Origin of the sequence: Klebsiella sp. CN_Kp066, assembly GCF_040065135.1 — a bacterium.
Taxonomy (GTDB): domain Bacteria; phylum Pseudomonadota; class Gammaproteobacteria; order Enterobacterales; family Enterobacteriaceae; genus Klebsiella; species Klebsiella oxytoca.
Genome location: NZ_JBEAIU010000059.1, coordinates 73,569 through 88,922 on the forward strand (window position 1 = coordinate 73,569; position 15,354 = coordinate 88,922).

The 15,354-nt window shown below is 50.8% G+C and carries 12 protein-coding genes; 6 read left to right on the forward strand and 6 right to left on the reverse strand.

Annotated elements, in window-relative coordinates:
- Positions 1-60: 60 nt before the first annotated feature.
- Complete coding sequence (locus tag ABLV75_RS26210) at positions 61-1,818, reverse strand: Lon protease family protein (protein WP_004100767.1); 1,758 nt, start codon at positions 1,816-1,818, stop codon at positions 61-63.
- 185 nt (positions 1,819-2,003) lie between these two features.
- Between ABLV75_RS26210 and matP the strand changes: the two genes are divergently transcribed.
- Entirely contained in the window at positions 2,004-2,456 is a 453-nt protein-coding gene (gene matP / locus ABLV75_RS26215; protein WP_004100768.1) for a macrodomain Ter protein MatP, read from the forward strand.
- Between the two features lie 110 nt (positions 2,457-2,566).
- On the opposite strand, the gene ompA is transcribed toward matP, so the two are convergent.
- Positions 2,567-3,637, reverse strand: coding sequence for a porin OmpA (ompA, locus tag ABLV75_RS26220; RefSeq protein WP_004100770.1), 1,071 nt, complete (start codon positions 3,635-3,637; stop codon positions 2,567-2,569).
- 353 nt (positions 3,638-3,990) lie between these two features.
- Complete coding sequence (gene sulA / locus ABLV75_RS26225) at positions 3,991-4,500, reverse strand: SOS-induced cell division inhibitor SulA (RefSeq protein ID WP_032704639.1); 510 nt, start codon at positions 4,498-4,500, stop codon at positions 3,991-3,993.
- A 461-nt stretch (positions 4,501-4,961) separates the two neighbouring features.
- Between sulA and ABLV75_RS26230 the strand changes: the two genes are divergently transcribed.
- The gene (locus ABLV75_RS26230) at positions 4,962-5,585 is read left to right on the forward strand and encodes a TfoX/Sxy family DNA transformation protein (protein ID WP_004100775.1); all 624 of its coding nucleotides are present in this window, start codon (positions 4,962-4,964) and stop codon (positions 5,583-5,585) included.
- Here ABLV75_RS26230 and yccS read toward each other — a convergent pair.
- Both yccS and ABLV75_RS26240 read right to left on the reverse strand, forming a co-directional pair.
- On the reverse strand, positions 5,573-7,708 hold the full coding sequence (gene yccS, locus ABLV75_RS26235) for a YccS family putative transporter (protein ID WP_004100780.1): 2,136 nt from the start codon (positions 7,706-7,708) through the stop codon (positions 5,573-5,575). The two genes, ABLV75_RS26230 and yccS, sit on opposite strands and share 13 nt — an antisense overlap.
- 17 nt (positions 7,709-7,725) lie before the next feature.
- Positions 7,726-8,172, reverse strand: coding sequence for a YccF domain-containing protein (locus ABLV75_RS26240; RefSeq protein WP_004100782.1), 447 nt, complete (start codon positions 8,170-8,172; stop codon positions 7,726-7,728).
- Positions 8,173-8,294: 122 nt separating this feature from the next.
- On the opposite strand from ABLV75_RS26240, the gene helD reads away from it, so the two are divergent.
- Complete coding sequence (gene helD, locus ABLV75_RS26245; RefSeq protein ID WP_032704640.1) at positions 8,295-10,349, forward strand: DNA helicase IV; 2,055 nt, start codon at positions 8,295-8,297, stop codon at positions 10,347-10,349.
- A gap of 28 nt (positions 10,350-10,377) precedes the next feature.
- Here the strand turns inward: helD and mgsA are convergent, their stop codons facing one another.
- A complete protein-coding gene (gene mgsA, locus ABLV75_RS26250) occupies positions 10,378-10,836 on the reverse strand; it encodes a methylglyoxal synthase (RefSeq protein WP_017146187.1) in 459 nt (152 codons plus the stop codon).
- A gap of 154 nt (positions 10,837-10,990) precedes the next feature.
- Here mgsA and ABLV75_RS26255 point away from each other — a divergent pair, with 154 nt between their 5' ends.
- The 3 genes from ABLV75_RS26255 to ABLV75_RS26265 form a co-directional block, all read left to right on the forward strand.
- Complete coding sequence (locus ABLV75_RS26255; RefSeq protein ID WP_004100789.1) at positions 10,991-11,404, forward strand: CoA-binding protein; 414 nt, start codon at positions 10,991-10,993, stop codon at positions 11,402-11,404.
- Positions 11,405-11,517: 113 nt separating this feature from the next.
- Complete coding sequence (locus ABLV75_RS26260) at positions 11,518-12,711, forward strand: IS4 family transposase (protein WP_348855216.1); 1,194 nt, start codon at positions 11,518-11,520, stop codon at positions 12,709-12,711.
- A 615-nt stretch (positions 12,712-13,326) separates the two neighbouring features.
- Positions 13,327-15,354 (forward strand): BapA prefix-like domain-containing protein (locus ABLV75_RS26265; RefSeq protein WP_348855217.1); only part of this gene is annotated, 2,028 nt, incomplete at its 3' end.

Here is a 15,354-nt window from a genome sequence, read left to right on the forward strand (position 1 = left end):
AAGCCTTATTTTGAGTTCGGGACGCAGGATAGCTAACACGTGTAAGCTGAACAAGTCCGATCAGTTCGAACCTGAACCGCCTAACCAGCGTAGCGGCCACGGAAAGCGATGACGACTCTCTTGCTGTGTCGCCTGCGCAATCCGCTCCTGTATGGTTTGCCGTAAAGTTTGTCCTTCGCCGTCCCAGAGTAACTGGGTCAGAATGGGCAGCGCTTCGGTTACGTCATCGACCGCCCAGATAAAGAACTGTTCATCCGCAACCGCCTGTTGCAGCTCCTGCGCCAGGCTCAGATGACGAATGTTGGCGGAAGGTATAATGACGCCTTGTTTACCGGTCAGCCCACGCTGCTGACAAATAGCAAAGAAGCCTTCAATTTTCTCATTGAGCCCACCTACCGGCTGTACGCGACCAAACTGATCGACTGAGCCGGTAATGGCGATACTTTGATTAATCGGCACATTGGCCAGAGAACTGATCAGCGCGCACAGTTCGGCCATGGATGCACTGTCGCCATCCACTTCACTGTACGACTGTTCGAAGGTCAAAGATGCGGTGAAGGGGAGCTGTTGTTCAAGCTCCAGCTCGGACATCAGGAATGCCTGCATAATCATCATGCCTTTCGCATGAATATTGCCACCCAGTTCCGCCTTGCGCTCAACATCAATAAATTCACCGTCGCCAATATGCACGACGCAGCTGATACGAGAAGGCTCGCCAAACGCGCGCGGATGGCCCGGAAACTCGATGACTGAGAGGGCGTTGATCTGCCCTACGCATTCGCCTTCCGTCTCGATCAGGATTTGCTCCTGCAGGATTTCATCCTGGATGCGTTCGGCAAGATAGCCTTCGCGCCACAGACGACGCTCAAGCATGGTTTGCATCTCTTCGGCGCTAATCTCGTCACCTTCACAGAAGGCGGTGGCTTCGCGAAGCTGGCGGGCGATCCACAGTATGCACAGGGGCAAGGTTTCCTGGTCACCGGTATAGCGAGCGCCTTCCTGAATCAACAGCGGCCAGGCGGTAGCGGACAGCCCCGGAAGTTCGAGCCGCTGGGCATTTTGCCAGACCCATTGACACCACTGCTTAAGCGTCTCTGCATCAGCGATTTGCAGGTTATCTTCATATTCGCTGTAGATAGCCTGAGCAGAAAGCTCGGGCTCCATCTCCTGAAAATCAGCAAGAGATTCCCGCTCGCCGACCAGGATCACTTTCAGGCTCAAAGGCATAGAGGGAATGCTCACCGGAAGAGGGCGAGACTCATCAAATGACAGCCAGTCAAAACGCTGGCGAGCCACCATATTTTTTAGCCGCATCCATAGCAGAGGCTGAGCCAGTAAGGCCCGCAAGGAGAGGATCAGTACGCCGCCATTAGCCCGATGGACAAGACCCGGTTGTAAAGCGATCTCGCCGTTAAACTGGCGCACGCAGCCAAATAGCTGCTCCGCTTCGACCCAATCTGCCGCTTCGACCGGCGCGACGCTTGCGAAATTATCTTCAGCGGTTTGCGCCGGCGAGAGCGAGATTTTTCCGCCATCAATCTGATAGCGTACTCCGCAGAGGGATTCCGGCGGTTGATGTAAAGTACGAGTTTCGTTAGCGAGCCATTGCAGGTACTCCGGCTCTTCCGGAATTTTAACCAGCATAAATGGCGAAATGGCTGGAGTGACCAGAAGCTGCTCCAGGGCATAGAATAAACGGGGTTGCAGTTCGCCTGAGAGGGATGCCTCTGCGTGAGCTAAGTCGGCTTGTGCAAACAGCGCCTGATAACTTTCCGTATCAGGAGCGAGGTCGTTTCGGGTAAGTTTCGTAATGGTCAAAGTCGCTGTTTTTTAGTCAGATGTAAAACGCGCGATTATACATTATGCGGCGTCTGAGCACACGGGGGATTGCGATTGTCACGGCGATCGGCCATCTACCAACATCACGAAAGATGATTTATTCTCAGCACATCGAGAAAAAACTGATATCCTGAAATGAGTTACACGGTCACATTGAGATCGCAATGAAATATCAACAACTGGAAAATCTCGAAAGCGGCTGGAAATGGACATATCTGGTAAAAAAGCATCGGGAAGGTGAGCTTATTACCCGCTACATTGAAGCCAGCGCTGCGCAAGCGGCGGTCGATCTATTACTGACGCTTGAAAATGAACCCGTGCTGGTGAATACCTGGATTGAGCATCATATCAACCCAGAGCTGGTTAACCGCATGAAGCAGACGATCCGCGCGCGACGCAAACGTCATTTTAACGCGGAGCATCAGCATACGCGTAAAAAGTCTATCGATCTGGAGTTTATGGTCTGGCAACGCCTCGCCGGTCTGGCTCAAAGACGGGGTAAAACGCTGTCGGAAACCATTGTGCAGTTGATTGAGGATGCTGAGCATAAAGAGAAGTATGCCAGCAAGATGTCGAGCCTGAAGCATGATTTGCAGGTTCTGCTAGGTAAAGAGTAGCAATTGGGGCGAGGGTATAAGCGCCTCAACGTTCTGCAGCTTTGACTTTGATGACAGCAGTTGAAGCAAAAAAAACCCCGCATCGCGGGGTTTTTTATTAACGAGATAACTTAAGCCTGCGGCTGAGTTACAACGTCTTTGTAGCCTTTAACTTCGATTTCTACGCGACGGTCCGGCGCCAGGCAGTCGATCAGAGCTGCGCGTGCTTTCACGTTGTCACAGGTGTTGCCAGTAACCGGGTTGGATTCACCCATACCGCGAGCGGAGATTTTGCTGGCCGGGATACCTTTAGATACCAGGTAATCAACAACGGACTGAGCACGTTTCTCAGACAGCTGCTGGTTGTAGGCATCGGAACCGATACGGTCGGTGTAGCCCAGAACAACTGCGGAACCGTCTTTCGGATCCATGTTGCTCAGCTGGGTGTACAGCTGATCCAGAGCCTGCTGACCTTCTGGTTTCAGAGTAGATTTGTTGAAGTTGAACAGAACGTCAGACTTCAGGGTGAAGTGCTTGGTAGTCACTTCCGGAGCCGGAGCCGGAGCCGGAGCTACAACCGGAGCAACATCTTCCTGACCGAAACGGTAGGAAACACCCAGGCTCAGCATGCCGTTATCAGGACGGGTACCAACGGTGCCTGCGTCGCCGATGTTGTTAACCCACTGGTATTCCAGACGGGTTGCGATGTCACGAGTAACAGCCCACTCTAAGCCACCCGCGAATACCGGGGATACGCCAGTGTCGTGTTCGCTACGGGAAACACCGGTAGAAGCGTAGTTACCTTTGGAGTCAGCGCGCCAAACCATGCCGCCCAGACGGGTATAGATGTCCAGATCGTCAGTGATTGGGTAACCCAGTTTAGCAGTCAGCTGAACGCCCTGAGCTTTGAAAGCGCCGTTGTCTACGCTGCCTTTATAAGCCATGCGGCCCAGCCAGTCGTAACCCATTTCGAAACCGAGGTACGGGTTAACCTGGTAACCACCGAACGCACCAGCACCCAGCTGATCGTTACGAACTGGACCATTGTTACCTTTGAAACCGTTACCGTAGAAACCGGTATCGTGATACTGGGACCAGCCCAGCTTACCACCTGCATACCAGGTGTTATCTTTCGGAGCGGCCTGCGCTACGGTAGCGAAGCCAGCCAGTGCCACTGCAATCGCGATAGCTGTCTTTTTCATTTTTTGCGCCTCATTATCATCCAAAATTCGCCATGAAGGTTCAGAAGACCTCACGGTTAAATCCTTCACCCGGGGCGTGACTTGTTGTTAACTGTGCTGATACATGCAGCGTAAGCCGATCACCCCTGGCGATGTAAAGTCTACAACTTAGTTAGAAACTTACAAGTGTGAACTCCGTCAGGCATATGAAAAAAAAGGGTTGTGTACGCTATGTTTAACAAATAGGGTTGGCTTCAATCGAGGCAAAAAAAGTCGCGAACCCGCATCAGACAAGCATTTTAACAAAAACGCCCGCGATGAAAGCCAATCTCAGTCGCGGGCAAAAAAAATTCCAGGATTAATCCTAAACTCAGTTAATGATACAGGTTTGAGTGAATTTTTAGCCCGGAATGTTGTCTGCCAGGCTGAGCGGTATTTCTTACCGGACGCATGATAAAGCCCATCGCGTGACCTTCTTCTGCAGCGGCAACCAGTCGTTCATGTTCCTCAACGGTGAGTTCTTCCGACAGCCAGCCAATGACCACGCTATAGTTTCCCGTGCGCAGTGAGCGAACCATTGATTCGAGCGTATCAGCAGGGGAGAGCTGACTGATTTGCATCACCTTGGATAGCGGCAAACCGGATGACTGTACCCATTCGCGACTCAGCTTCTGCTGTGGTGTCAGCCAGAGCTGCCAGCGCGACTGCTGACCAAGCTGTTGTAATAAAGGAAGCAGTAGCAGTTGCGTCATCATGGGCTGATCTTCTCGATAGACTATTTCACTGATCAGCCCGTTAGCTGGCTGTTCGGTAGCGTCATGGGAGCGACGACGTACTGAAGTAGAAGTCAGTGGTGAACGATTTGCGTGAGCTGATGTAAACATAGTCTATCCCGCCTGTGGGTTACTGTATGCATATACAGTATATGCGACAGGATGAAAGATCAACTCTATTTTCTCGTTTTCTGGATGAAATTTGTACATCTTTGGCAATGAAGACAAGCTGACAGCGTTGAGTGATGGGGTGTACAGAATGTGAATTCATCGTTGTGGTCATTTCTTCTTTAAAAAATTCCTCCCACAAATTATGACGTTAACCATTTACAAATCGCGGGTGACGCCATGCTTTATGTTCTCCGGGTTGATTAATATTAATTAAGCATTTTACCTTTCCTGCTTTTTACTTCATCAAAAGGCTATTTTCGGAAAGCTGCTCGCAAAAAAACAAGCTGAGTAAAATAAAGAGATAATTCATGTTGCTGCATAAAGGGAACTCCCTTATTTTCTTATTAGCGGATCCGTTAGCAAATTTATGTCTTATTTACATGATTAACAAAGGAATAATCATGAAGAAACTCGTATGTCTTAGGATCCATCAGTTTCGGGCATGTTTGTCTCCATTAGGAAAAATAAGCTGTCGGCCCTTATTTGGTGGCTATAGCCTGGCGATAGATAATACCGTGTTTGCCATGATGGCTGAGGGGGAGATCTATCTTCGGGTTTGTGAGCAGAGTGCGCAGTATCGCGTGGCGCATAAAAACCCGCTGTTGAAGATGCAGAAGAATGGCCGTCTGGTTGCGCTTAAGTACTATCATATAGATGAAGGGCTTTGGCGTGACAGCAAAATGCTTTTTCATTTATCAGCGCTATCATTACAGACCGCTCGTAATGAAAAACATCGGCAGCGACATTCCGGAAGATTAAAGAATCTTCCAAATATTAGTTTTCACATGGAGCTCCAGTTGATTAATTCAGGTATCAAAGATGAATTAACGCTGCGAAAAATTGGCGCTAAAGAAGCCTGGCTCAGACTACGAAAAATGAATAAAGCGCTAACGGTAAACGTCCTTTATTCATTAGAGGGAGCTATTGCGGGCGTGCATGCGGCCACGCTCCCGACGCAACAGCGTCAGGAGCTTGAGGAGTGGGCGGCGGTACAGGTACAGGAGATGGAGGCCTACTCAGGTTGAATCTCAACCTGTCGCTGTAGCCGACAAATTTCTGGCAGTAGCGCCAGCAGCAGTCCAATTTGCTGCAGAACTAAAGGCTCTTTGCTGTCGGCGCGAGGGTCAAGATGGTGGATCCGGGTCTGCAGGCTTGCTAAAGCCTGCTGTACCCGTAGTTCATCGGTTGGCGAATGGTGCAGCGCGTCATCCACATAACACACGGCATCGTCCAGCAGCGCCAGAATATCTGGTGTTGTCAGCTTTTCCCTGTGGGCTCCCAGAGCAGAGATGTAGCTGGTAAAGGTATGGTTCAGGCAGAGCAAACGAAAAGCAGTTTCCCGCATTTGTGAGCCCGCTTTGGGTTCTGTTGATAAGTTCGATACGACAGAGGCCAGTTCGCTATCCCGGTTATGCGCGGCTCTGCGTGCAACACGATAGGCCAGGCGGTTGTCGCGCCCCTGGTGATATTGCTCAAGAATGGCATCTAAATATCGGCAGTTGGCATTGATTGCTTGCTCGAGCACTCGAGGGAGATTGCGGAATTTCCAGTCCGGCCAAATAAAACTCACTGCGGCCCAGGCGATAGCGCAGCCAATCAGAGTGTCGAATATGCGCGGTAGGGCAACTTCAAAACCTTCTCCCAGGAGGTTAAAACAGAGCAAGACAAGGAGCGTAATGAACATTGTCGCGTGGGCGTACTGCACATTACGGAAAGCGAAGAACAGCACGCCGGTCAGGACAATCAAAAGCAGCTGGCCTTCAACGGACGGGACGAGGAGCAGTACCGGCAGGCCGATGGCCACACCAATCAAGGTCCCGATTATCCTTAACGCCAGCCGATGGCGAGTGGCGTTATAGTTTGGCTGACAAACAAACAGGCTGGTCAGTAATATCCAGTAGCCATGGTTCAGTCCGGTCAATTGGATAAAGGCATAACCAGCGCACAGGACTATCGACATTCGAACTGCATGACGAAACAGGGCTGACTCAGGAGACATATTACTGCGCAAGCGCAGCCAGATATCGCTAAATCCGTTAGGCTGGTCGTCGGCTAACAGGTTTTCCGTACTGTGAATGGACTGTTCGGTGGTCTGGACCGATTCAATTGTCGCCAGCTGGGCGTCAATAGCCCGTAAGTTATTCAGCAAAAAACCCAGCGCTTTAATCTGTTCCGCTGGCGCGCCGCTGGCCTTAACGCGATCGAGCGCTGCGTCAAGATGCATAAAAGCGCGCTCAAAATGAGTGTCGTGCAGGTAGGGCTCGCGCAGCAGAATGGCACGCGACAGTTTCTGGCAGGCCTGCGCCTGCATTGATAGCATACGCTGAAAGCGGAACATCACATCGCTATAACGAAAATGTTCGCGTAGCGTTTGGTACTGAATATGCGATGAACTCGCACGTTCATGGATATCCTGCGCCACGAAATAGTACTGTAACGTGCGGCGAGTACCGCGCTGGCCGCGATCTCCGCGCAGACGAGTCAGCAGGGAAACTTTGGTCTGGTTCAGCGTAGTCACCAGCTGGCCGTTGGCTATTGCCAGGTCATAGAGCGGGGCCTGGCTTTCATCTTCTATATCCGGATCGAATAGCCGGGATTTAAGCTCTAGATAGCGGGCGAGCTGCTCATAGCTACGTGCCAGATTGTCCTGAAGGGGACGGATAGGGAAAATCAGATGCCCGGCGAGGGTGAGCAGGTTGTACCACACCGCGCCAGCCAGCAAAAACAGCGGCTGGAGATACCATTGGCTGTAAAGCGTTACCCCCAACATGGTGTAGATGGCAATTAATAGCGCGCCAAAGGCGATGGTGGCGTAGCGCTGTCCCAGACCACCAAGCAAAATAAAGCCGATAGTGGAAACGGTTAATCCTGCCGCGAATAACCAGGGCCAGGGGAAGAGAAGCTCCACCGAGGCCGAAGCGATAAAGAAGCATACAAGGGTAATGGCCAGATTACGCAGACGTCCTGCCAGACGATCGTCCAGGTCAGTCAGCGCCGCGGCCACGACGCCAAGCGTTAAAGGGATGGTGAGTTTTACTTCGCCGAGCCACCAGGGAAATGCGGTCGTACCGCAGAGTGCGATGAATATCCTGATGTAATATAACCAGGCACTGTTCCAGGTATAGCGGCGTAGCAGGGGGCTGAGCATTTCTCTGTTCCATTCAATTACTGAAAGCGGCGACGCGCGTTGGCTTCACGCGCAGCACGAGCGGTCTCAACGGAAACGACTCGCCGGCCTACCGGCCACAAAGCAATCGCGGCGATTTTAAAATTGGCGATGCCTACCGGAATGCCGATGATGGTCAGACACTGGGCGATCCCACAAAAGATATGCATCAGGCACAACCACCAGCCGAAGAAAATAAACCATAAAATATTCAACAACGTTCCGCCCGCGTTAAGCAGGCTATTCTTTCCCTGAGGGTCGAGTTCATCAACATGAATGGCTTCATTACCATAGGGAAGGAGAGAGAGTTTTGTTATCTCCCAGCAGGAGCGGGTGAGAGGCAGCGTAAAAATCAGTACTATGCTGACCAGCGTCGCCAGAAGCCAGCCGAGCGTGGTGGCGAATCCGCCAAGGATAAAGTTTAAAATATTCAGAACGGTACGCATAAACCCTCGGTTTAATTCTGTAGATAATAAGGTCCGGCCATTGTAGCGTTTTTTACGCTGGAGCACCCGGTCGCTGGCGGTTAAACTTAAAAACATCCAACCTGATTGAAATTCGACATTATATGGAACTCAGAGCGACAACATTGGGCAAACGCATGGCTCAACACCCTTATGACAGGGTGCAACTTCTTAATGCCGGAGTAAAGGTTTCCGGTGATAGCCATGAATATCTTATACCTTTCAATCAGTTATTATCTATTCATTGCAAGCGTGGGCTAGTGTGGGGAGAGCTGGAATTTATCCTACCGGGCGAGAAAGTTGTGCGATTGCATGGTACCGAATGGACCGAAACTCAGCGTTTTTACCATCATCTGAATGCTCTCTGGCAGCAGTGGAGCGCGGAAATGAGCGAGATTTCCGCCGATCTGCTGCGCCAGCAGTTGGCTGATGTGGCGCGTTCAAGCGCCGAGGGTAAATGGTTGACGCGTCAGCAGGTGTCCGATATTCAGCAGAAAATTCGCCATGCCCTTAGCGGCCTCCCCGTGCCGACAAGCCGCCTTGAGGGATTTGAAAACTGCCGCGAATTATGGCGGCAGTGCCAGAGTTGGTTGGGGGATACGGAAAAGGCCAGGCTTGAGCATAACCAAAAATTTACTGAATCAATGCTGGAACAATATCGGGGATTTTTTGCAGCAGTTGAATCATTGCCGCTGAATCCGGCTCAGGCGCGCGCCGTGGTGAATGGCGAGCGTTCATTGCTGGTATTGGCAGGGGCCGGAAGCGGTAAAACCTCTGTTTTAGTGGCGCGAGCAGGTTGGCTATTGACCCGGGGCGAAGCGGCAGCTGAGCAAATTTTGCTGCTGGCTTTTGGTCGACAGGCCGCGCAGGAGATGGATGAGCGCATTCGCGAACGCCTCGGAACCGACGAGATCTCCGCGCGCACTTTTCATGCTCTGGCTTTGCATATTATTCAGCAGGGCAGTAAAAAAGCGCCGATGATTAGCAAGCTGGAAAACGACAGCGCTGCGCGGCAAAAACTTCTGCTCGAAAGCTGGCAGCAGCAGTGTCAGGAGAAAAAAGCGCAGGCGAAAGGCTGGCGACTGTGGCTGGAGGAAGAAATGGGCTGGCCGATCCCTGAAGGGGATTTCTGGCAGGATAAAAAGCTGCAGCGCCGCATCGCCAGCCGCCTCGATCGCTGGGTTAGCCTGATGCGCATGCATGGCGGCTCGCAGGCTGAGATGATCGCCGGGGCGCCTGAGGAGGTACGCGATCTTTTTAGTAAGCGCGTCAAGCTGATGGCCCCTTTACTAAAAGCCTGGAAAACGGCGTTAAAAGATGAAAATGCCGTCGACTTCTCCGGTCTGATTCATCAGGCGATAAATATTCTCGATAAAGGCCGCTTTGTCAGTCCGTGGAAGCATATTCTGGTGGATGAATTTCAGGATATCTCTCCGCAGCGGGCGTCACTACTCGCCGCGTTACGTCGACAAAATACGCAGACCACGCTGTTTGCCGTTGGCGATGACTGGCAGGCTATCTATCGTTTTAGCGGTGCTCAACTCTCTTTGACGACGGCTTTTAATCACTATTTTGGCGAAGGGGATTGTTGCGCGCTGGATACGACCTACCGATTTAATAGCCGGATAGGCGAGGTCGCAAACGGATTTATCCAACAGAACCCGCATCAGTTGACGAAACCACTCAACAGTCTGATTGCAGGCGACAAAAAAGCGGTGACGTTGTTAGCGGAGGATAAACTCGACGATCTGCTCGATAAAATGAGCGGTTACGTCAAGCGAGAACAACGGATCTTGCTGTTAGCGCGTTACCATCATTTGAAGCCAGCGGCGCTGGAAAAGGCTGCAACACGCTGGCCCCATCTTCAGCTCGATTTCATGACTATTCATGCCAGCAAAGGGCAGCAAGCAGATTACGTCATTATCCTTGGTCTTCAGGAAGGTGATGATGCGTTTCCGGCTTCGGCGCGTGAGTCGATTATGGAGCAGGCACTGCTACCACAACCGGAGGATTTTGCCGATGCAGAAGAGAGACGTTTGCTGTATGTCGCACTTACGCGCGCGCGTCTGCGGGTCTGGTTGTTGTTTAATAAAGAGCAGCCGTCACCGTTTGTTGATATGTTGAAGGCGCTGGACGTGCCGGTTGCGAGAAAGCCGTAATGACTGGCGGCGAGGCCGCCAGCGTGGTTTATTTCAGACGCTCAGCGAGATAACGCTGGTAATCAGGAATCAAAATATCGACCGGATCGCTAAAGTGGGGAGACTGGATGATAAAGTCGGCGGTCGAGACATTCGTTGCAACGGGAATATTCCACACGGTTGCCAGACGGAGTAACGCTTTAACATCAGGGTCATGCGGCACCGCATTCAGCGGGTCCCAGAAAAAAATCAAAACATCAATTTTACCTTCTGATATCAGGGCTCCTACCTGCTGGTCGCCGCCCATTGGGCCGCTCAGCATAGCGTGCACCTCCAGCCCGGTTGCGCGTGATACCAGATTACCGGTTGTACCTGTTGCCGATAGCGTATGTTGTGCCAGAAGTTGCTGGTGGCGCTCTACCCATTTCATCAGCATATCTTTACAGTGATCGTGAGCAACCAGCGCAATATGTTTACGTGCTGGCAGTGTACGTGTTGTTAGTTCCATCATTTCATTCCACATTTTGACCTGCAGACAGATTACTGGAAGTGTCTGCTGCTGCAAGCATCGGGATGAAAAAATTTGACGCATCTGCGGGTTAGCACTAATGCTGGTTCATTCGGATTAGCATACACTTGGGCTAAATAGCAGGAGGATGATGATGAAAGAGAACGATATCGCAGGTATTCTGACCTCGACCCGGACTATCGCCCTGGTGGGGGCAAGCGACAAACCCGATCGCCCAAGCTATCGGGTGATGAAGTACCTTCTGGAGCAGGGATATCATGTCATTCCGGTTTCTCCTAAGGTTGCGGGTACTACGCTGCTGGGGCAAAAAGGATATGCCACGCTGGCCGAGGTGCCGGAAAAAGTGGACATGGTTGATGTCTTCCGCAACTCAGAAGCAGCCTGGGGCGTTGCCCAGGAAGCGGTGGCTATCGGTGCTAAAACTTTGTGGCTACAGCTAGGGGTCATCAATGAACAAGCGGCAGTGCTCGCCCGAGATGCCGGTCTAAACGTGGTGATGGATCGCTGTCCGGCGATAGAAATTCCGCGATTAGGATTAGCCCGCTAAACCTAAAACCCCGCTTGACGCTGAGGAATCCCCAGTAATGGGCGGGTGAAAAAAGACAGGCATAGAGTTTTGTGATCTACTGATTGTGCTATCAATTCAATGAGATCACCTCTATGCCTGCCTGCCGAGTATGTCAGAATTTCTTCCGGGATGCTTTAGCTCCGTTTCACAAATACCGACAAAATGCCCTTCTTGACGCCACGCTTGCCTTAATCAACGGCGCGTCACTGACGCTGACCAGTATCGGACGTTATTTACCCGGCGCTGCTCAGGTCAAAAACAAAATCAAACGAGTTGATCGTCTACTGGGCAATAAATCACTCCATCAGGATATTCCTCTGATTTTCAATGGCATTATCACCATGCTGACACGGAAATTATCGCTGTGTGTTATTGCGGTTGACTGGAGTGGCTATCCGTCTCAGGAATATCATGTGCTCCGCGCCAGTCTGCTTTGCGATGGGCGTTCGCTTCCGCTGTTAAGCTGGATAGTCCCGTCAGAAAAGCAGCAGAATGGACAGATACAAAAGGCCTTCCTTGATGCCCTTGCCGGGGCGGTGAACCCGACGGCCAGAGTCATCATCGTTACCGATGCGGGCTTCCAGAATGCCTGGTTCCGGCATATCCGGTCGCTCGGATGGGATTTTATTGGCCGTGTCAGGGGTAATATCCAGATGCGCCTGAACAGCAAAGGTGAATACTGGTTCAGACGTCAGGAATTACAGGCCAGCAGTAAACCAGAATATCCGGGGCCAGGCACGCTTGCACGGGCGGAGTATGCCCGGTGTGAGGGACATTTTTATCTGCACAGGAAAGAACCAAAAGGCCGGAAACACCGGCACTCAAGGTGTCGTATAAAACGCAAACCTCAGGTTTGCGACGGGCGCTCTTCAGCAAAAGAGCCGTGGCTCATCTTCAGCAGCACAGACGACTTTAAGCCACGTGAAATCATGAAGTTATACAGTCGCCGAATGCAGATAGAGCAGAACTTCCGCGATGAGAAAAGCGAACGGTTCGGGTTCGGTCTGCGGGCCAGTTACAGCCGTTCAGCGGGAAAAATGCTGGTGCTGAGCCTGCTGGCAACGCTGAGCACAATAGTCCTGTGGCTTATTGGTTATCATGCAGAAAGTAAAGGATTACATGTAAGGTATCAGGCCAACAGTGTTAAATCGCGGCGGGTAATCTCTTATCTGACGTTAGCGGAGAATGTCCTGCGACACTCCCCGCTAATATTAAGGCGAACGGTGCTGAGCACCGTTCTTAACCACCTCGCCAGAGCCTACCGAAGTATGGTGCTGGTTTATTAGCGCTGTTTTATGGGGATCCCTCAGCGGCAGGCCGGGGTTTTTTATTATGCATATGCATTAAATTATTTGTGGGTAGTATTTTAATTAAAACTACATCGAAACGTTTCTTTAATTTCCGATAACTCACATTAACTTTGTGGGTTTAAAAGACTCTCTCTGAATTCCCTCTTGCTTATTTATAAATTTCCCCATTCACAAACAATTTATTTTTATAAGTAAACCATTATAAATATAATGGATATTGCTTAAAATTTACTTTAAACTTTAAATTATTTTTTGCTTTTTCTTGCATGATTTTTTTGAGAGATATCACAGATATTTTTCTATTATCATAAAAATGGCGGTTTAACGCTATTAGAAAAGTATTATCCATGACTTTATCTTTATTGTAATAACCGTGAGTAACCGTTTTAATTATCTCTCTTATTAACATCTCAAAATGTAAGCTCATTATTTTAACGTTATGTAATATATGGGGTTTGTGTTATTTCAGGATGTGAATGGAATGTTTTCCCTCTCCTTGCGGGACTGCAAGTTCTGGTATATCTAATAAGATGCCTAATTAAGAATTATCTCATACCTCTGACTGCGTCTTCATTTCAAGGGTGTAACCTGATGAAAAATATAAATGTGACAGTGAAAGAAACGGGTGTTGAATACACCGTTGATGGCAATCTAATTAATCTCAATACGCAGTCAGTGGTTCTCCTGCACGTTAAGCGTGAAGATATTAGTTCGTATACCCGGCAAGGTAATGATCTGGTTCTAAAACTCCACAACGGCGATACCGTTACTATTAAAAACTTTTTCGTTGTGGATGAGCATGGACAGCACAGTGATTTGGTGCTCATGGATGATGAAACCGGCGCACTATGGTGGCTGGAAGGTGCGGGTACCGATGGGGCCCACTATTCGCTGATTAGCGATCTCTCAGAAGTCATCGCCTCCGGAGGCGCAGGGCAAAGTATTGCCGGATGGGTAATGGCGGGCGCGGCTTTGCTGGGTATTGCGGCAATGTTTGCTGGTACCTCAAATAAAGATCACCACTCTTCGATTTCAGAAACTGACTCAGATGCGGACAGTGATTCGGACTCCGATAGTGACTCGGATGCTGACAGCGACTCGGATAGCGACAGCGATTCTGATTCCGACAGCGATTCCGATTCAGACAGTGACTCGGACTCTGACAGCGATTCCGATTCTGATAGTGACTCAGATTCTGATAGTGACTCGGATTCTGACAGTGACTCGGATTCGGACAGCGACTCGGATTCCGACAGCGATTCTGACTCTGACAGCGATTCGGATTCAGACAGTGACTCGGATTCTGACACCGATTCGGATAGCGACAGCGATTCGGATTCTGACAGTGATTCTGACTCTGACAGCGATTCCGATTCTGATAGTGATTCGGATTCGGACAGCGACTCGGACTCTGACAGCGACTCGGATTCCGACAGCGATTCCGATTCCGACAGTGACTCTGACTCCGACAGCGATTCGGATTCGGACAGCGACTCCGATTCCGACAGCGATTCGGACTCCGACAGCGATTCCGACTCTGACAGCGACTCGGATTCTGACAGCGATTCTGATTCCGACAGCGATTCTGACTCTGACAGCGACTCGGATTCGGACAGCGATTCCGACTCTGACAGCGATTCCGACTCCGACAGTGACTCGGATTCCGACAGCGATTCCGATTCTGACAGTGACTCGGATTCGGACAGCGATTCCGATTCCGACAGCGACTCGGATTCCGACAGTGATTCTGACTCTGACAGCGATTCGGACTCCGACAGCGATTCTGACTCTGACAGCGATTCGGATTCTGACAGCGATTCGGATTCAGACAGCGATTCTGAATCTGACAGCGATTCGGATTCTGAGAGTGAGTCGGATTCTGACAGAGACTCTGACTCTGACAGCGACTCGGATTCCGACAGCGATTCCGATTCGGACAGTGACTCGGATAGCGACAGCGATTCTGACTCTGACAGCGATTCGGATTCGGACAGCGATTCAGATTCAGACAGCGATTCCGATTCGGACAGCGACTCAGATTCTGACAGTGACTCGGATTCTGACAGTGACTCGGATAGCGACAGCGATTCTGATTCAGACAGCGATTCTGATTCAGACAGCGATTCGGATTCCGACAGTGACTCGGACTCTGACAGCGATTCCGACTCTGACAGCGATTCGGACTCTGACAGTGACTCGGATTCGGACAGCGATTCGGATTCTGACAGTGACTCGGATTCCGACAGTGACTCGGATTCTGACAGCGATTCTGATACTGAAGCACCCACTGCAGCACAGAACATCACGGTTAATGACAATGTTGGTTCCATCACTGGTGTGCTTCATTCCGGTGATGTGACCGATGATACAACGCCGGAGATCAAAGGGACGGCAGAAGCGGGCGCCACGATAACGATTTATGACGGCGATACCGTACTGGGTTCAGTGGTTGTGGATCAGGATGGCAACTGGAGCTTTACTTTACCGGAGCTTAGCGAAGGTCCTCATAGCCTGAGCGCTACGGTGACCGACAAGGCCGGGAACGTCAGCGAGCGCTCTCCGGTGTTTGAGCTGACAATTGATACCACCGCGCCGTCTGCCAGTGCGCCGGAGGTGACC

Excerpts from the sequence above, each read along its gene's own strand:
- sulA (WP_032704639.1), bottom strand. The coding sequence starts at position 4,500 with ATGTTTACATCAGCTCACGCAAATCGTTCACCACTGACTTCTACTTCA.
- ABLV75_RS26255 (WP_004100789.1), top strand. The coding sequence starts at position 10,991 with ATGAAAGAGAACGATATCGCAGGTATTCTGACCTCGACCCGGACTATC.
- ompA (WP_004100770.1), bottom strand. The coding sequence starts at position 3,637 with ATGAAAAAGACAGCTATCGCGATTGCAGTGGCACTGGCTGGCTTCGCT.
- ABLV75_RS26260 (WP_348855216.1), top strand. The coding sequence starts at position 11,518 with ATGCCTGCCTGCCGAGTATGTCAGAATTTCTTCCGGGATGCTTTAGCT.
- yccS (WP_004100780.1), bottom strand. The coding sequence starts at position 7,708 with ATGCTCAGCCCCCTGCTACGCCGCTATACCTGGAACAGTGCCTGGTTA.
- ABLV75_RS26230 (WP_004100775.1), top strand. The coding sequence starts at position 4,962 with ATGAAGAAACTCGTATGTCTTAGGATCCATCAGTTTCGGGCATGTTTG.
- matP (WP_004100768.1), top strand. The coding sequence starts at position 2,004 with ATGAAATATCAACAACTGGAAAATCTCGAAAGCGGCTGGAAATGGACA.
- ABLV75_RS26240 (WP_004100782.1), bottom strand. The coding sequence starts at position 8,172 with ATGCGTACCGTTCTGAATATTTTAAACTTTATCCTTGGCGGATTCGCC.
- mgsA (WP_017146187.1), bottom strand. The coding sequence starts at position 10,836 with ATGGAACTAACAACACGTACACTGCCAGCACGTAAACATATTGCGCTG.
- helD (WP_032704640.1), top strand. The coding sequence starts at position 8,295 with ATGGAACTCAGAGCGACAACATTGGGCAAACGCATGGCTCAACACCCT.